The organism is Bacillus sp. MMSF_3353 (genome assembly GCF_030733445.1).
GTDB lineage: Bacteria > Bacillota > Bacilli > Bacillales > Bacillaceae_G > Bacillus_A > Bacillus_A wiedmannii.
Genome location: NZ_JASHJA010000001.1, coordinates 442,836 through 456,529 on the forward strand (window position 1 = coordinate 442,836; position 13,694 = coordinate 456,529).

21 protein-coding genes are annotated in these 13,694 nt (G+C 36.6%); 16 read left to right on the forward strand and 5 right to left on the reverse strand.

Annotation, left to right across the window (positions count from 1 at the left end; translation table 11 throughout):
• Positions 1-3: 3 nt before the first annotated feature.
• Positions 4-321: a PadR family transcriptional regulator gene (locus tag RBB48_RS02370; RefSeq protein ID WP_306007353.1), complete on the reverse strand. Its 318-nt coding sequence runs from the start codon at positions 319-321 to the stop codon at positions 4-6.
• A gap of 156 nt (positions 322-477) precedes the next feature.
• On the opposite strand from RBB48_RS02370, the gene splB reads away from it, so the two are divergent.
• From splB to RBB48_RS02385, 3 genes are all read left to right on the forward strand, one after another.
• Positions 478-1,503, forward strand: coding sequence for a spore photoproduct lyase (splB, locus tag RBB48_RS02375; RefSeq protein ID WP_137010964.1), 1,026 nt, complete (start codon positions 478-480; stop codon positions 1,501-1,503).
• 144 nt (positions 1,504-1,647) lie between these two features.
• On the forward strand, positions 1,648-2,076 hold the full coding sequence (gene mntR, locus RBB48_RS02380; protein WP_001143070.1) for a transcriptional regulator MntR: 429 nt from the start codon (positions 1,648-1,650) through the stop codon (positions 2,074-2,076).
• 54 nt (positions 2,077-2,130) lie between these two features.
• Positions 2,131-2,793: an HAD family hydrolase gene (locus RBB48_RS02385; protein WP_137010963.1), complete on the forward strand. Its 663-nt coding sequence runs from the start codon at positions 2,131-2,133 to the stop codon at positions 2,791-2,793.
• Here RBB48_RS02385 and RBB48_RS02390 read toward each other — a convergent pair.
• Together RBB48_RS02390 and RBB48_RS02395 are read right to left on the reverse strand one after the other, a co-directional pair.
• Positions 2,790-3,191 carry an SA1362 family protein gene (locus tag RBB48_RS02390; protein ID WP_001014467.1) on the reverse strand — a complete coding sequence of 134 codons (402 nt, stop codon included), beginning with the start codon at positions 3,189-3,191 and terminating at the stop codon, positions 2,790-2,792. The genes RBB48_RS02385 and RBB48_RS02390 overlap by 4 nt on opposite strands.
• Before the next feature lie 79 nt (positions 3,192-3,270).
• Positions 3,271-4,191: a DUF1385 domain-containing protein gene (locus RBB48_RS02395; RefSeq protein ID WP_306007354.1), complete on the reverse strand. Its 921-nt coding sequence runs from the start codon at positions 4,189-4,191 to the stop codon at positions 3,271-3,273.
• Positions 4,192-4,435: 244 nt separating this feature from the next.
• Here RBB48_RS02395 and RBB48_RS02400 point away from each other — a divergent pair, with 244 nt between their 5' ends.
• From RBB48_RS02400 to efp, 4 genes are read left to right on the forward strand one after another with little or no spacing between them, the layout of a single operon-like run.
• A complete protein-coding gene (locus RBB48_RS02400; RefSeq protein WP_306007355.1) occupies positions 4,436-4,924 on the forward strand; it encodes a YqhR family membrane protein in 489 nt (162 codons plus the stop codon).
• A gap of 52 nt (positions 4,925-4,976) precedes the next feature.
• Complete coding sequence (gene aroQ, locus RBB48_RS02405) at positions 4,977-5,417, forward strand: type II 3-dehydroquinate dehydratase (protein WP_000757087.1); 441 nt, start codon at positions 4,977-4,979, stop codon at positions 5,415-5,417.
• Positions 5,418-5,421: 4 nt separating this feature from the next.
• Positions 5,422-6,483, forward strand: a complete 1,062-nt coding sequence (gene pepQ / locus RBB48_RS02410; RefSeq protein WP_048562330.1) for a Xaa-Pro dipeptidase — start codon at positions 5,422-5,424, stop codon at positions 6,481-6,483.
• Between the two features lie 21 nt (positions 6,484-6,504).
• On the forward strand, positions 6,505-7,062 hold the full coding sequence (efp, locus tag RBB48_RS02415; protein ID WP_000626521.1) for an elongation factor P: 558 nt from the start codon (positions 6,505-6,507) through the stop codon (positions 7,060-7,062).
• Positions 7,063-7,098: 36 nt separating this feature from the next.
• On the opposite strand, the gene RBB48_RS02420 is transcribed toward efp, so the two are convergent.
• Positions 7,099-7,419 carry a hypothetical protein gene (locus tag RBB48_RS02420; protein ID WP_088064392.1) on the reverse strand — a complete coding sequence of 107 codons (321 nt, stop codon included), beginning with the start codon at positions 7,417-7,419 and terminating at the stop codon, positions 7,099-7,101.
• Positions 7,400-7,978, reverse strand: coding sequence for a GNAT family N-acetyltransferase (locus RBB48_RS02425; protein ID WP_097889623.1), 579 nt, complete (start codon positions 7,976-7,978; stop codon positions 7,400-7,402). Before RBB48_RS02425 ends, RBB48_RS02420 begins: the two co-directional genes overlap by 20 nt.
• A 180-nt stretch (positions 7,979-8,158) precedes the next feature.
• On the opposite strand from RBB48_RS02425, the gene RBB48_RS02430 reads away from it, so the two are divergent.
• From RBB48_RS02430 to RBB48_RS02470, 9 genes are read left to right on the forward strand one after another with little or no spacing between them, the layout of a single operon-like run.
• Positions 8,159-8,440: a YqhV family protein gene (locus RBB48_RS02430; RefSeq protein WP_306007356.1), complete on the forward strand. Its 282-nt coding sequence runs from the start codon at positions 8,159-8,161 to the stop codon at positions 8,438-8,440.
• A 27-nt stretch (positions 8,441-8,467) separates the two neighbouring features.
• On the forward strand, positions 8,468-9,394 hold the full coding sequence (gene spoIIIAA, locus RBB48_RS02435) for a stage III sporulation protein AA (protein ID WP_306007357.1): 927 nt from the start codon (positions 8,468-8,470) through the stop codon (positions 9,392-9,394).
• Positions 9,388-9,903 carry a stage III sporulation protein SpoIIIAB gene (gene spoIIIAB / locus RBB48_RS02440; protein WP_000238693.1) on the forward strand — a complete coding sequence of 172 codons (516 nt, stop codon included), beginning with the start codon at positions 9,388-9,390 and terminating at the stop codon, positions 9,901-9,903. Before spoIIIAA ends, spoIIIAB begins: the two co-directional genes overlap by 7 nt.
• Positions 9,904-9,917: 14 nt before the next feature.
• Positions 9,918-10,121, forward strand: coding sequence for a stage III sporulation protein AC (gene spoIIIAC, locus RBB48_RS02445; protein ID WP_000020914.1), 204 nt, complete (start codon positions 9,918-9,920; stop codon positions 10,119-10,121).
• Between the two features lie 23 nt (positions 10,122-10,144).
• Positions 10,145-10,528 (forward strand): stage III sporulation protein AD, encoded by a 384-nt coding sequence (spoIIIAD, locus tag RBB48_RS02450; RefSeq protein ID WP_079998460.1) that lies wholly within the window; start codon positions 10,145-10,147, stop codon positions 10,526-10,528.
• A 10-nt stretch (positions 10,529-10,538) separates the two neighbouring features.
• A complete protein-coding gene (gene spoIIIAE, locus RBB48_RS02455; RefSeq protein WP_000943696.1) occupies positions 10,539-11,711 on the forward strand; it encodes a stage III sporulation protein AE in 1,173 nt (390 codons plus the stop codon).
• Positions 11,712-11,723: 12 nt separating this feature from the next.
• Positions 11,724-12,356 (forward strand): stage III sporulation protein AF, encoded by a 633-nt coding sequence (gene spoIIIAF, locus RBB48_RS02460; protein ID WP_001161039.1) that lies wholly within the window; start codon positions 11,724-11,726, stop codon positions 12,354-12,356.
• On the forward strand, positions 12,346-13,008 hold the full coding sequence (gene spoIIIAG, locus RBB48_RS02465) for a stage III sporulation protein AG (RefSeq protein WP_087985167.1): 663 nt from the start codon (positions 12,346-12,348) through the stop codon (positions 13,006-13,008). The genes spoIIIAF and spoIIIAG overlap by 11 nt, the downstream gene beginning before the upstream one ends.
• A 15-nt stretch (positions 13,009-13,023) precedes the next feature.
• Positions 13,024-13,650, forward strand: a complete 627-nt coding sequence (locus tag RBB48_RS02470) for a SpoIIIAH-like family protein (RefSeq protein WP_306007358.1) — start codon at positions 13,024-13,026, stop codon at positions 13,648-13,650.
• The last annotated feature ends 44 nt before the right edge of the window (positions 13,651-13,694 follow it).

Sequence of the window (13,694 nt, forward strand, 5' to 3'; positions counted from 1 at the left end):
TCATCACTCTCCCTGTAATAAATTGTTCACCGTTGTTGAAACCATTCCCCAGCTTTGTTTAAATTCTTCAAGCTGTTCTAATCCTTTATCGGTTACGTGATAATATTTACGTTTTGGACCGAGTGAGGAGGCTTTTAATGTTCCTTCAATCAATTTTTCTTTTTGCATACGTAACAATAACGGATATATGCTTCCTTCGCTTACGAATGTAAATCCGTGTTTATTTAATTTTGTACTCAGTTCATATCCGTACACTTCTTCTTGTGAAATGATGTATAGGATGCAACCTTCGAGCACACCTTTTAACATTTGGCTGAGCATGATTTCACCACCTTTTACTCAGGTAACTTGCGTTGCAAGGTAGCTGTTATCCAAATTATAACATTCAGTAACTTGCAACGCAAGTTACTGAAGTGGAAAACTTTAATGAGTGTTAATTTTTCATCGTTTCCCATACTAACGAGAGGAGGGAAGTATATGAAACCATTTATGCCAAAACTCGTTTACTTTGAACCGAAGGCACTCGAATATCCGCTTGGAAAAGAGCTGTATGAGAAGTTTACGAAGATGGGATTAGAAATTCGTGAAACGACATCCCATAATCAAATTAGAAATTTGCCAGGTGAAAATGATTTGCAAAAGTATCGTAATGCAAAGGCAACACTTGTCGTTGGGGTGAGGAAAACATTAAAGTTTGATACGTCAAAACCGTCAGCTGAATATGCAATCCCGCTCGCAACGGGGTGTATGGGACATTGTCATTATTGCTATTTGCAAACAACACTTGGGAGTAAGCCTTACGTTCGCGTATATGTCAATCTTGATGAAATATTTGAGAAGGCAAAGCAGTATATGGATGAAAGAGCACCAGAAATAACAAGGTTTGAAGCGGCTTGTACATCAGATATTGTTGGAATTGATCATTTAACACATGCATTAAAGCGGGCGATTGAATTCATTGGAGAAAGTGAGCATGGGCGTTTACGTTTCGTTACGAAATATTCGCACGTTGATCATTTATTAGATGCAAAACATAATGGGAAAACTCGTTTTCGGTTTAGTATTAATTCACGGTATGTAATCAAAAATTTTGAGCCGGGGACATCACCTTTTGAAGAACGAATTGAAGCAGCTCGTAAAGTAGCGGGCGCGGGTTATCCACTTGGGTTTATAGTTGCACCACTTTATATGCATGAAGGATGGGAAGAAGGATACCGTGAACTATTTGAGCGACTGTACAATGCGCTAAAAGATTTGTCGATACCGAATTTAACATTTGAATTAATTCAACATCGCTTTACAAAACCAGCAAAAAAGGTCATTCAAGAGCGTTATCCGAATACGAAGCTTGAAATGGATGAAGAGAAGCGCAAATATAAATGGGGAAGATACGGCATCGGGAAATACGTATATAAAAAAGATGATGCAGAAGTATTGGAAGAAACGATTAGAGAATATATTCATCACTTTTTTCCTAACGCAGAAATTCAATATTTTACATGAAAAGAACTTGTACTGGAATGCAAGTTCTTTTTTCTTTTAAATATTTAGGCTTGTTTTCAACTTGTCACGTTATTCTTTCTGGTGTATCATTTTATTGATTGCTTCGTACGGAATGAGCAAAATGAAATTGGATGGAGGAAACCGATGCCTACCCCTAGTATGGAAGATTATATTGAACAAATTTATTTGTTGATTGATGAAAAGGGTTATGCCCGCGTATCTGATATTGCTGAAGCGCTGAGTGTACATCCATCCTCTGTAACAAAAATGGTGCAAAAATTAGACAAAGATGAATATCTAATTTATGAAAAATATAGAGGGCTTGTATTAACATCAAAAGGTAAAAAAATCGGAGAGCGTCTCGTATACCGTCATGACTTGCTAGAGCAATTTATGCGTATTATCGGTTTGGATGAAAGTAAAATTTACAATGATGTAGAAGGAATTGAACATCATTTAAGTTGGGAAGCAATTGACCGCATTGGTGATCTAGTGCAATATTTTGAACAAGATGAGATTCGAGTGGAAACACTTCGTGGCGTTCAAAAAGCAAATGAAGAGAAAAGTAATTAAGGGGGAACGTATGTCGTTTCCTTTTTTATTTCAACCGAAAAGGATGGGGAAATTATGAAAGCAATTATTTTTGATTTTGATGGATTAATTGTGGACACAGAAACAATATGGTTTCACTCTTTCAGAGACGCCGTTCGTGAGTACGGTGGGGAGTTACCTTTAGAGGGATTTGCAAAATGTATTGGAACGACAGATGATGTACTATATGCATATTTAAATGAGCAATTAAAAGAGAAGTTTAACAAGGATGCATTAAAAGAAAAAGTGAAAACTTTACATAAAGAGAAAATGAAAATACCAGAAGCTCGCGACGGGGTAAAAGAATATTTAGAGGAAGCGAAAGAAATGGGATTGAAAATCGCATTAGCTTCCAGTTCATCTAGAGAATGGGTTACTTCTTTTTTGGAAGAGCTACAAATTCGAGATTATTTTGAAGTCATTAAAACAAGGGAAGATGTTGAGAAGGTAAAACCGGATCCAGCACTTTATCGAATTGCGATAGAAGATTTAGGGATTGATCCGTCTGAAGCTGTTGTATTTGAAGACTCGTTAAACGGATTAAAAGCAGCGATTGCAGCAGGATTAAAGTGCGTTGTTGTACCTAATGATGTGACACGGAATTTACCATTTGAAAATCATCATCTTCGAATTGAAAGTATGAAAGATAAAAGTTTGAAAGAAGTACTACAAAATATAAAAAAAGACCGTATTTCCTAAAAGGAAGCACGGTCTTTCTTTTTGTTTTTTTTACCTTCAATGACAGTTAAATGAGATTGTTTTCTTTTTCGCTTCAAAGTGGAAGGAGCGCCTTTCTTACCTTTGTCATTAGAAGCGTTTGATTTCAAGAAAGAATTGCTTAGGGGTGCTACATTTTGTTTCCCATGTTTGCGGTTCGATTGTTTCGCTGCACGCTTATAAGAGCTTTGCGAATTTGCAGAACCACTAGAATTTGTAAACATCTTGTATAGCAAATAAAAGATACCGACAACAAGTAACATGTACCCAATATTTCTTAATACACCCATTGGATTTGTAATGACAGATGAGACAAGGCCGAATATTGCTAATCCGATAATAAGCATAACTATAGCGAATGTAAACGAACGACCGTTCATAAGGGACACCTCCTAAAAACATATATTAAAATTAGTATATTAACGATGAGGAAAGGAGTTGAACACCAATTTTAAATAATTATTGTTTGTTTTCTAAACGTAATAATTCTTCAAACGATGCAATGGCTACTTCCACTTGATCATCTGTTGGTTCTTTCGTTGTTAATAGTTGCAGCCATAATCCGGGATATCCAAGTATGCGTAATACTGGAATATCGCGTAATCGATTTGTAAATTGTAACACTTCAAAAGAAATGCCGAGAACGACTGGAATTAATAAAATTCGGTTTACGATTCTGGCCCAAAGTGGATCTGTAGGGACAAGGAAATAAACAAACATTCCAATAATGACTGTAAATATAATAAAGCTACTGCCACAGCGATAATGAAGGCGAGTTTGTTTTTGAACATTTTCTACAGTCATTGGAAGATTATTCTCATAGGCATTAATTACTTTATGCTCCGCACCATGGTACTGAAATACCCGCTTAATAAGTGGGGTTAAAGAAATAAAGTATATATAGCTCAATAATAGCATGAGCTTAATGACACTTTCGACAATGATTTGCCCTGTATGAGAAGGGAAAATCGGTCTCGTTAATTCAGCTAGTAGTGCAGGAACTGCTGTGAAAATGACTTTACCGAATATGAAAGATAAAACGCCAACTGCTGCAACTCCTAATACCATCGTTAATTTCGATTGTTCTTCTTTGTTATTTGCAATTTGTTCGTCTTCTTCTGGGTGGACATCAAATCGTTCTGAAGCAAAGTTTAAATGTTTTGCTCCATTCGCACTTGCATCCACAATAGCGGCAATCCCTCGTAAAAATGGAATTTTTTTCAGGATAGATAATGCTTTATTACGAACGCGTGGTAATCGATAAAATTCAATCGATTTGTCTTTACGACGAACCGCTGTAACAGTATATTCTCTACCGCCAAACATAACTCCTTCTATGACTGCTTGCCCGCCATATATTTGTTTTGACTCTTCTGCCATGTTAACACCAACCTGTATTTGTTTCTCTCTTATGTAGAAAAAGAGGCAATTGTCATACTGGGTTCTGTCATTTTGAAATAAGACAATCACCGAGTTTCCTTTATTTTATCGACAAATACAAGTATATGACAAGGAAAAATGTTACGAGAGTCGGACATTTCTTATTCTTTTTATAGACAAATTTCGCAGTATTTAAACATGGTTCAAAATAGTTTCGGGCATACTATTGAGCGGAGGTGTCGATGTGAGTCAAGAACAATTAGGAACAAGGAATTTTGTACAAATTGGTTTATTTGGTGGAATCTTTTGGGGGGGGATATGGTATTTCCTTCATATATTTTCATTTACGGAAGCAGGACCGAACTATTTACTTTTACCATTTGCCTTTGGAAGCTGGAAAGAAGGGGTATGGGGCAATTTGTCAGGAATTGTTTGTATGGGACTACTTTCGATTTTAATTGCCTTTTTGTATAAAGCGTTTTTGGCAAAGTTTGAAGGAATTATTCCAGGGATGATTTATGGGCTATTTTGGTGGGCGTTACTATTTTTCGGAATGGGATTAATAGCGCCTGCCATTAAAAGTGCACTCCATTTACCGAAAGAAACAATTGTGACGACGATATGTATTTTTATATTGTATGGTGTGTTTATAGCATACTCTGTTTCCTACGCAGTAAATACCAATAAAGCTGAGCGAGAAGGGGAAGAGAAGACAAACTATTCAAATAAGTGACTCCTATGTTAAAATGTTGTATAGATATTTAATATTAAGGAGTTTTAAACATATGAAAAAGGTACTCCTCGTAAACGGTCCTAACCTAAATCGCCTCGGTGTCAGGGAGGTAAATGTATATGGAAAGGGCACGCTAGCGACACTTGAAGCAGATATGAAGCAAGAAGCAGAAACAATGGGAGTGGAGTTAGAATGTTTCCAATCGAATCATGAAGGTGCGATTATCGATCGTATTCATGAGGCGGAAGATATATATGAAGGGATCATTTTAAATCCTGGAGCATTTACGCATTATAGCTATGCGATTCGAGATGCAATTGCGAGCATTTCGATTCCTGTTATTGAAGTACATATTTCTAACATTCACCAGCGTGAGTCGTTCCGTCACGAATCTGTGACGGCAGCTGTTTGTGCGGGACAAATTGTTGGATTTGGTTTTTATGGCTATAAGTTAGCGTTATTTGCATTAATGGAGAAATTGAGGGAGGCATAAAGTAATGGAGAAAATCGAAAGAGTAAGAAGTGCATTTGATGAGGCTGGTATTGACGGTATTTTGTTAACAAATGAACATAGTCGTAGATATATGGCTAACTTCACAGGAACAGCTGGTGTTGTACTGATTTCGAAAAATCGTGCTCAATTTATTACAGATTTCCGTTATGTAGAGCAGGCTAGTAAACAAGCGGTTGGATACGAGATTGTACAGCATGCAGGATTAATCATTGATGAAGTTGCAAAGCAAGTGAAGGAACTGGGAATTCAAAAGCTTGGCTTTGAGCAAGATACTCTTACATATAGTTCTTATTCAGCGCATAAAGAAGTAATCGATGCTGAATTTATCCCAACTTCTGGGCTTGTAGAAAAGTTACGCTTGATAAAGACTGATTCAGAGATTAAGATATTAAAGGAAGCTGCACAGATTGCAGATGCTGCCTTTGAACATATTCTATCATTCATTCGCCCGGGAGTATCTGAAATTGAAGTGTCAAATGAACTTGAATTTTTCATGAGAAAACAAGGAGCAACATCTTCTTCGTTTGATATTATCGTTGCTTCAGGTCTTCGTTCGGCATTACCGCACGGCGTGGCATCTGAAAAAGTGATAGAAACAGGAGATTTCGTTACATTAGACTTCGGCGCTTATTACAAAGGATATTGTTCTGATATTACTCGTACGATTGCAGTTGGTGAACCATCTGATAAATTGAAAGAAATTTATAATATCGTTTTAGAAGCACAATTACGTGGTGTGAACGGTATTAAAGCTGGTTTAACAGGCCGTGAAGCGGATGCGTTAACGCGCGATTACATAACGGAAAAAGGATATGGTGAATACTTTGGACACTCTACTGGTCATGGAATTGGTCTTGAAATCCATGAAGCACCAGGTTTAGCGTTCCGTTCTGATACAGTACTTGAACCAGGAATGGCTGTAACAGTAGAACCAGGTATTTATATTCCAGGTATTGGCGGCGTACGTATTGAAGATGATATCATTGTAACAAGTGAAGGTAATGAAGTAATTACGAAATCACCAAAAGAACTTATTATTTTGTAATATACAGGAGGATTTTTTTACATGATTTCAGTAAACGATTTTCGTACAGGTTTAACAATTTCAGTGGACAATGCCCTTTGGCAAGTAATGGATTTCCAACACGTAAAGCCAGGTAAAGGTGCTGCATTCGTTCGCTCTAAACTACGTAACCTTCGCACAGGATCTGTTCAAGAGAAAACATTCCGTGCAGGTGAAAAAGTAGAAAAAGCACACATCGAAAACCGTCGTATGCAATACTTATACGCGAGCGGTGAGTCTCACGTATTTATGGATAACGGAACTTACGAGCAAATCGAACTTGGTGAAAACCAAATCGAGCGCGAACTTAAATTCCTAAAAGAAAACATGGAAGTATCTATTATGACATACCAAGATGAAGTACTTGGTGTTGAACTTCCGAACACAGTTGAATTAAAAGTGTCAGAAACAGAGCCTGGTATTAAAGGCGATACAGCTTCTAACGTAACAAAACCAGCTACATTAGAAACTGGTCTTGTTGTACAAGTACCAATCTTCATTAACGAAGGCGAAATGCTTATCATCAACACTGGTGAAGGTAAATACGTTTCTCGTGCATAGTAGAAAAGCACTCGTGATCATCACGAGTGCTTTTTTTTATAGGAAATAGGGTAGATAGTAAATAGCAGTGATAATAAAACTAACTAAAACAAGTGAAAGAGTACCCGCCATATATGGAGTGAAAACAATTTGAAATGGTTTTATTTCGCCAGTCTCAACGCCAGTCAGTGTTTTACTTATTGCGTGATCCGTAATGTTGTTTCTATGAGTATTCATAATAATTAACCACATAATTGCAAATATCGCTAAACTACCAAGGAAAAAGGTCTCCATAAATGACCAACCGACCAATTTTGAAAAAAGATAAATAAGAGCTAATTCTACTACGACTGTTAAACTAATTTTTACTACCTTCATATTTTTCCTTCTCCTTTTGTAGGTCTAGCCAATTTAGAAATTTTTCACGTGACACGACATGTAGTACACAAGAAGATTTTACTTCATTCTCTAAGGCAGAATGTTCACCAGGGAATCTATCTTCCACATGCAATGAAATATAAGGCAGTTTTTCTTGTGCTTTTAACGAGCGGACATTATTCGTTTTAGCTCCAGCAAATACGTAGGAAAGTTGTAAGTCCAAAAAAGCAATTTTAAAGATTTCTTTTTTAGCAGCCTCATTATATCCTTTTCCCCAGTATGGATAGCCGAGCCAACTACCAATGTGAGATTGTTTCTTCTCATAATTAATATGTTTAAGTGTGGTGAGACCAATTATTTCGTTTTCTTCATTTACAATCATTCTCGATAAAGACCTCTTTTGGCGCTCTTCTTCTATTGCGAAAAGAAGAAATGCTTTCGTGTCTTCGATCTTTTCTACTTTTATTCCTAATGCATTTTTTATGTGTGGATCACTTGATAGCTTGAAAATCACATTTGCATAGCGTAAATCGAGTGGTACTAAAGTAACGTGTTGCATCGTCTATACCCCTTTTAAATTAAATATATCATAAAATAATAGGAATATTCAGATTTAATAAAAGTGTTAGAGAAAAGTTATGTTTTTAATTCTGAAATAGACAACCCCTGCATATGGTTGTACAAATATATTCTTTTTTGGAATGTAGCAATAGTAACCGTTATGGGAGAAGGTGGGAGAATGAAACAGTGGCTAGCGTCAATGGAAACATCCGTGCTTGTAATGGGGTTACTTCGGTTGTTTTCAGGTAGCGCGGAAATATTCGCCGCTTTGCTTATGCTTTATGTGAATGATGCGAAGAAAGCATTGTTTATAAATGGTATGTTGGCGTTTGTTGGACCGACCGTATTAATTTTAACAATGACAATAGGCATAGCGAGTGTAGCAAGTGAGATTTCTTTCTTGAAACTCTTTTTTCTAGCGCTTGGAATTGGCTGCATTTTTATCGCGTTGTTGAAATAGTAAGTCGAGTATAGTGGGGAGAAGCTGATGAAAGAAGTATTAGAAGTTTTACCGAAAACGATGAAGCAGCTAGTGGAAAGTTGTAAGCAATACGATGCTCTAGAGGAAATTCGTGTTCGAATTGGAAGACCGCTAGAGTGTATTGCTCATGGCGAAGTGTTTTTTTATGACTATATCGTTACAGCAGAGGATGCCATTTACTTATTGAATAAGTTAAGTCAATTCTCAATTTATACGATGGAAGAGGAATTAAAACGTGGGTATGTGACACTTCGAGGAGGACATAGAATCGGCTTAGCTGGAAAAGTCATTACAGAAAAAAGCGCAGTGAAAATGATTCGAGATGTCTCTTCCTTTAATATTCGTATCGCTCGTCAAAAAATAGGAATTGCTGAATCACTTTTGCCGTATTTGTATGAATCACGATGGTTAAACACGATGGTAATTGGCCCACCGCAAACGGGGAAAACAACACTTTTAAGAGATGTAGCACGTTGCATGAGTCAAGGTGTAAGTGCTTCGAAAATTCCTTCTTGTAAAGTGGGGATTGTTGATGAGCGGTCAGAAATTGCAGGCTGCGTGAAAGGTATTCCGCAATATGACTTCGGCACACGAGTAGATGTGTTAGACGCATGTCCAAAAGCTGAAGGAATGATGATGATGATTCGTTCTATGAGTCCAGATGTTTTGATTGTAGATGAAATTGGACGTAAAGAAGATAGTGAAGCAATTATGGAGGCGGTGCATGCTGGGGTTCAGCTTTTTATAAGCGCACATGGATTTTCTTATGATGATGTTGTGAAACGTCCATCACTAAAAGCGGTGCTGGAGCTCGGTATATTTGATAGGTTTGTGGAGCTATCAAAAGCAAGAGGGCCAGGAACAGTTATGCAAGTAAAAGATAAATATGGAAAATCGGTATTACCTCATAGAAAGGCTGAGGGCGTATGGTAAAAATATTTGGTGCAGTGTTAATCGTTGCGGTCAGCACCTTTTTCGGATTTTCATACGCTAAAAGATACAGTGAGAGACCAAGGCAACTTAGATTATTAAAAGCGGCACTTCAATCATTAGAGGCAGAAATTATGTATGGGCACACACCTTTGTCTGAAGCTGCCGAGCGATTAGTGAAACAAATGCCTAAGCCGTTAAATTGGATATTTCAAAGTTTTGCTAGAAGGCTAGAAGGCGGAGAACAAACAGTAAGAGAAGCTTGGATAGATAGTTTGAAAGAAAATTGGAAGCTAACAGCATTTCAACAAACTGAGTACGAAATTTTGCAGCAATTTGGCGAAACGCTCGGACAACATGATCGAGAATCACAACAAAAACATATTCGCTTATGTATTACACATTTAGAGAGAGAAGAAGAGGAAGCGAAAGCATTACAACTGCAATACGAAAAAATGATCAAGAGCTTAGGGGTACTAGCGGGTCTACTTATCGTAATTTTACTGCTATAGGAGGGAGAAAGGCGATGTCCATTGATGTTGGATTAATATTTCAAATCGCCGGAATCGGCATTGTTTTAGCTTTTATTCATACCGTACTAAAAGAATTAAAGCGAGAGGATATTGCAAATTGGGTTATCCTTGTCGGTTTTGTCGTTATTTTATTTCATGTGGCATTTTTAATTAATACGCTATTCGACAAGATTAAGAGTGTCTTTCTCTTCCAGTAAAGGAGGCGGTTCGAATCGAAATTATACAAATTGTCGGATTAGGCCTCGTTGCTACGTTTTTAGCAGCTGTATTGAATCAGCATAAATCTAGCATTACGTCGTTATTTATTGTGTTCGTAGGTAGCGTGATGTTTCTTCTTTTAATTGATCAAATTCACTCTATTTTACAAATGATTGAGAGAGTAGCGAGTGAAGCAAAAGTTAGCAACGTATATGTAGAAACGTTGCTAAAAATTATTGGAATTGCTTATATTGCTGAGTTTGGAGCACAAATTACAAAAGATGCAGGGCAGGGGGCAATCGCTTCGAAAATTGAATTAGCTGGAAAAATCTTGATTTTAGTAATGGCGATTCCTATTTTGACGGTTGTCATTGAAACTATTCTCGGATTTTTACCGACGGGATAAGGGGGAGTGAATGTTGAGGGGGTTTGGAGCTAAGCTGCTATTTGCTTGCTTCCTTTTCTTTTCTTTACCGGTTGTTGTACAAGCTTCTCCTGTAGAAACAAACGTCGTTGATCAACAATTGGATAAGCTCGGAATTGAAGATGTGAAGCAATTTTGGGACGGGCTTGTTACAAAATATGGAGGTTATTTACCAGAGAGTCAAAAAGGTAGTTTTATGGAGTTTGTAAAGGGAGAAAAAGAAATTTCTATAAAAGAGTGGATGCTAGGTTTATTAAAGTATTTATTTCACGAGCTTGTTGCAAATGGGAAGCTGCTGGGAACGCTCATTATGCTTACAATTTTTAGTGCATTGTTGCAATCACTGCAATCTGCATTTTCAAAGAGTAGTGTAAGTAAAATTGCGGATGCAGTTGTATATATGGTACTTATTATTTTCGCTTTAAATAGTTTTTATGTCGTCATGACATATGCAAGAGAAACGATACAAACAATGGTAGATTTCATATTAGCGCTATTGCCAATCTTGCTTGCACTCATAGCAACTGGAGGTGGTGTTGTATCTGTATCGTTTTTTCATCCGATTATCATCTTTTTAATGAACACGAGCGGGCTTTTGATGAATTATATCGTTCTACCACTTTTATTACTTGCAACGATATTAAGTATTGTAAGTACGATGAGTGATCAATATAAAGTTACGAAATTGTCCAAGCTTCTGCAAAATGTTAGCGTTGGGATTATCGGTATTTTTTTAACGATTTTTTTAGGGGTATTATCTGTACAAGGAACAGCGACAGCTGTTGCTGATGGAATAGCTGTGAAAACTGCTAAATTTGTAACAGGGAACTTTATTCCCGTAGTAGGAAGAATGTTTACAGAGGCGGCGGATACTGTTATTAGTGCATCGGGATTATTAAAAAACACAGTCGGAATTATCGGGCTCGTCATTCTATGCTTAATTGTTGCTTTTCCAGCGATTCAAATTTTTTGTATCGCGTTTATTTATAAATTCGCAGCAGCAGTATTACAGCCAGTTGGCAGCGGAGCAATTATTCAATGTTTAGATATTATCGGGCGAAGCATCATTTATGTATTTGCTTGCTTAGCTATCGTATCATTTATGTTCTTTTTAAGTATCACAATTATTATTGCTGCGGGGAACATTACACTTATGATGCGGTAGGAGGTGAAGGGTATGCAATTTGTTACAGAGTGGATTAGAAATATTATCGTTTTTTTACTCTTAGCGACAATGCTTCATCTTATTCTTCCAAATTCAAATTTGCAAAAGTACGTTAAATTCGTTGTAAGTCTATTATTAGTTGTTTTAATCTTAACGCCTCTTTTTAAACTACTGCAAACAGATGTGAATGAAGTAATCGCAAATTTTAATGAAGAGAAGTACGTAGCAGAAGGATCTGTAAAAAATTCAATAGATTCGAAGAAAAAAGAAATACAAGCTCTAACACGTGCATATAGTTTAGAAGAGATGGCTACCAAAATGAAAAAAGAAGTAGGAAAAGAATTCGAGAAAAAGTATGGTATGACAGTCTCTGAAATACAAATAGTCGCAGCGGAAAGTACAGCGGAAGTAAAGTCAGCAAAAGATATTCAAACTGTTGTTGTGACGTTGAAAGAAAAAGAACGTAGTAAAAATGATGCAATCGAAACAGTAAAACCAGTTGAAATTAACACGAAGGAACCTCCGAAAAAAGTAGAAGAAACGAATGTGGAAATGAAAGATTTCTTTTCAAGCAGATGGCAACTAGAGAATAAACAAATCCAAGTTCAAATGGAAGGGAGGACAGGTAGAGTAAATGGACAATAAAGATAAAAATTCGAAGTTCTCATTTTTTCGAAACTTATTGAATGGGGATGAAAAAGAAAGCAATGAGAAGGGAAAAAAGATAACACCTAAGTTTTTACTTGTCCTACTCATACTTGGGATTTTGCTTATGTTTTCTAGTAGTCTTTTTTCAAGTAAAAAAGAAGAAGTACCTGTATTTAAAGAACAAAAAACGCAAAACCAAGAAAAAGACGTACCAACTTTTGGACAAAAAAATAATGATAGTATGTCAAATGTAGAAAAGTATGAAAAAGCGTATGAACAAGAATTAAAAGCAGCTTTAGAAGAAATAGCGGGAGTAAAAAATGTAACGATTAAAGTAAATTTAGATTCATCTGAAGAAAAAATATTAGAAAAAAATACAGTGAAACGTTCACAAACAACAGGTGAAACAGATAAAACAGGCGGTCAGAGGAAAGTAGAAGATGAGTCCCTTGATGAAAAGACCGTCATTATACGTGAAGGGGATAAAGAAACTCCCGTTGTTTTACGAACAGAGAAACCGAAAGTGCGAGGTGTTCTTGTCGTAGCAAAGGGAGTGGATAATATACAAGTTAAAGCGATGGTAAAAGAAGCTGTCATACGGCTGCTAGATGTACCAGCCCATCGCGTTTCAGTTTCACCGAAAAATTGATAGGGAGGAAATAAAGTGTTAAAAAAACAAACGGTTTGGCTATTAACGATGTTAAGTTTAGTTGTTGTACTATCTGTTTATTACGTAACAACTCCTGACAAAATGAATACAGCATCGCCGGCAACAGGTGAAAAGATTGGACAAGAAAAACAAGGTACTGACAAAGCAGTAACAAATGAAGCACCTAAAGAAACGCCAAAAAAAGAAAATACAAGCAAGGAAACATCAAATAAAGAAACAAACAAAGAAACAAGTAAAAAAGATGCTAACGTAACAGTTCAATCAAGTGATGAAAATTTCACAGCGTTACGTATGCAAATGGAAGATCAGCTAAGTGAACAAAAATCAAGATTACAAGAAGTGATGAATTCAGCAAAATCTTCAGCAACAGAAAAGAGTAAAGCGAAAGATAATTTTGATGCAATTACTACAATGGAAACGAAGCAAGAATTACTTGAGACAGTGATTAAGTCTCAAGGAGGATATAAAGATGCCCTTGTAAGAGCTGATGGAACTGACATTAAAGTAACTGTGAAAGCAGCAAAGCATTCACAAAAAGAAGCGAATAAAATTATACAGCTTGTAAGAAGTGAAGGCGGATCAAAAGATGTAGGTGTGAAATTTGATCCACCAACAAAATAAAAACTAATAATCCGCGGGGGAATCCCTCGCGGATTATTAGTTTT

Excerpts from the sequence above, each read along its gene's own strand:
- aroQ (WP_000757087.1), top strand. The coding sequence starts at position 4,977 with ATGAAAAAGGTACTCCTCGTAAACGGTCCTAACCTAAATCGCCTCGGT.
- RBB48_RS02395 (WP_306007354.1), bottom strand. The coding sequence starts at position 4,191 with ATGGCAGAAGAGTCAAAACAAATATATGGCGGGCAAGCAGTCATAGAA.
- spoIIIAE (WP_000943696.1), top strand. The coding sequence starts at position 10,539 with ATGTTGAGGGGGTTTGGAGCTAAGCTGCTATTTGCTTGCTTCCTTTTC.
- spoIIIAF (WP_001161039.1), top strand. The coding sequence starts at position 11,724 with ATGCAATTTGTTACAGAGTGGATTAGAAATATTATCGTTTTTTTACTC.
- spoIIIAB (WP_000238693.1), top strand. The coding sequence starts at position 9,388 with ATGGTAAAAATATTTGGTGCAGTGTTAATCGTTGCGGTCAGCACCTTT.
- spoIIIAC (WP_000020914.1), top strand. The coding sequence starts at position 9,918 with ATGTCCATTGATGTTGGATTAATATTTCAAATCGCCGGAATCGGCATT.
- efp (WP_000626521.1), top strand. The coding sequence starts at position 6,505 with ATGATTTCAGTAAACGATTTTCGTACAGGTTTAACAATTTCAGTGGAC.
- RBB48_RS02390 (WP_001014467.1), bottom strand. The coding sequence starts at position 3,191 with ATGAACGGTCGTTCGTTTACATTCGCTATAGTTATGCTTATTATCGGA.
- RBB48_RS02385 (WP_137010963.1), top strand. The coding sequence starts at position 2,131 with ATGAAAGCAATTATTTTTGATTTTGATGGATTAATTGTGGACACAGAA.
- splB (WP_137010964.1), top strand. The coding sequence starts at position 478 with ATGAAACCATTTATGCCAAAACTCGTTTACTTTGAACCGAAGGCACTC.
- RBB48_RS02370 (WP_306007353.1), bottom strand. The coding sequence starts at position 321 with ATGCTCAGCCAAATGTTAAAAGGTGTGCTCGAAGGTTGCATCCTATAC.
- RBB48_RS02425 (WP_097889623.1), bottom strand. The coding sequence starts at position 7,978 with ATGCAACACGTTACTTTAGTACCACTCGATTTACGCTATGCAAATGTG.
- spoIIIAA (WP_306007357.1), top strand. The coding sequence starts at position 8,468 with ATGAAAGAAGTATTAGAAGTTTTACCGAAAACGATGAAGCAGCTAGTG.
- RBB48_RS02430 (WP_306007356.1), top strand. The coding sequence starts at position 8,159 with ATGAAACAGTGGCTAGCGTCAATGGAAACATCCGTGCTTGTAATGGGG.
- pepQ (WP_048562330.1), top strand. The coding sequence starts at position 5,422 with ATGGAGAAAATCGAAAGAGTAAGAAGTGCATTTGATGAGGCTGGTATT.
- spoIIIAG (WP_087985167.1), top strand. The coding sequence starts at position 12,346 with ATGGACAATAAAGATAAAAATTCGAAGTTCTCATTTTTTCGAAACTTA.
- RBB48_RS02420 (WP_088064392.1), bottom strand. The coding sequence starts at position 7,419 with ATGAAGGTAGTAAAAATTAGTTTAACAGTCGTAGTAGAATTAGCTCTT.
- mntR (WP_001143070.1), top strand. The coding sequence starts at position 1,648 with ATGCCTACCCCTAGTATGGAAGATTATATTGAACAAATTTATTTGTTG.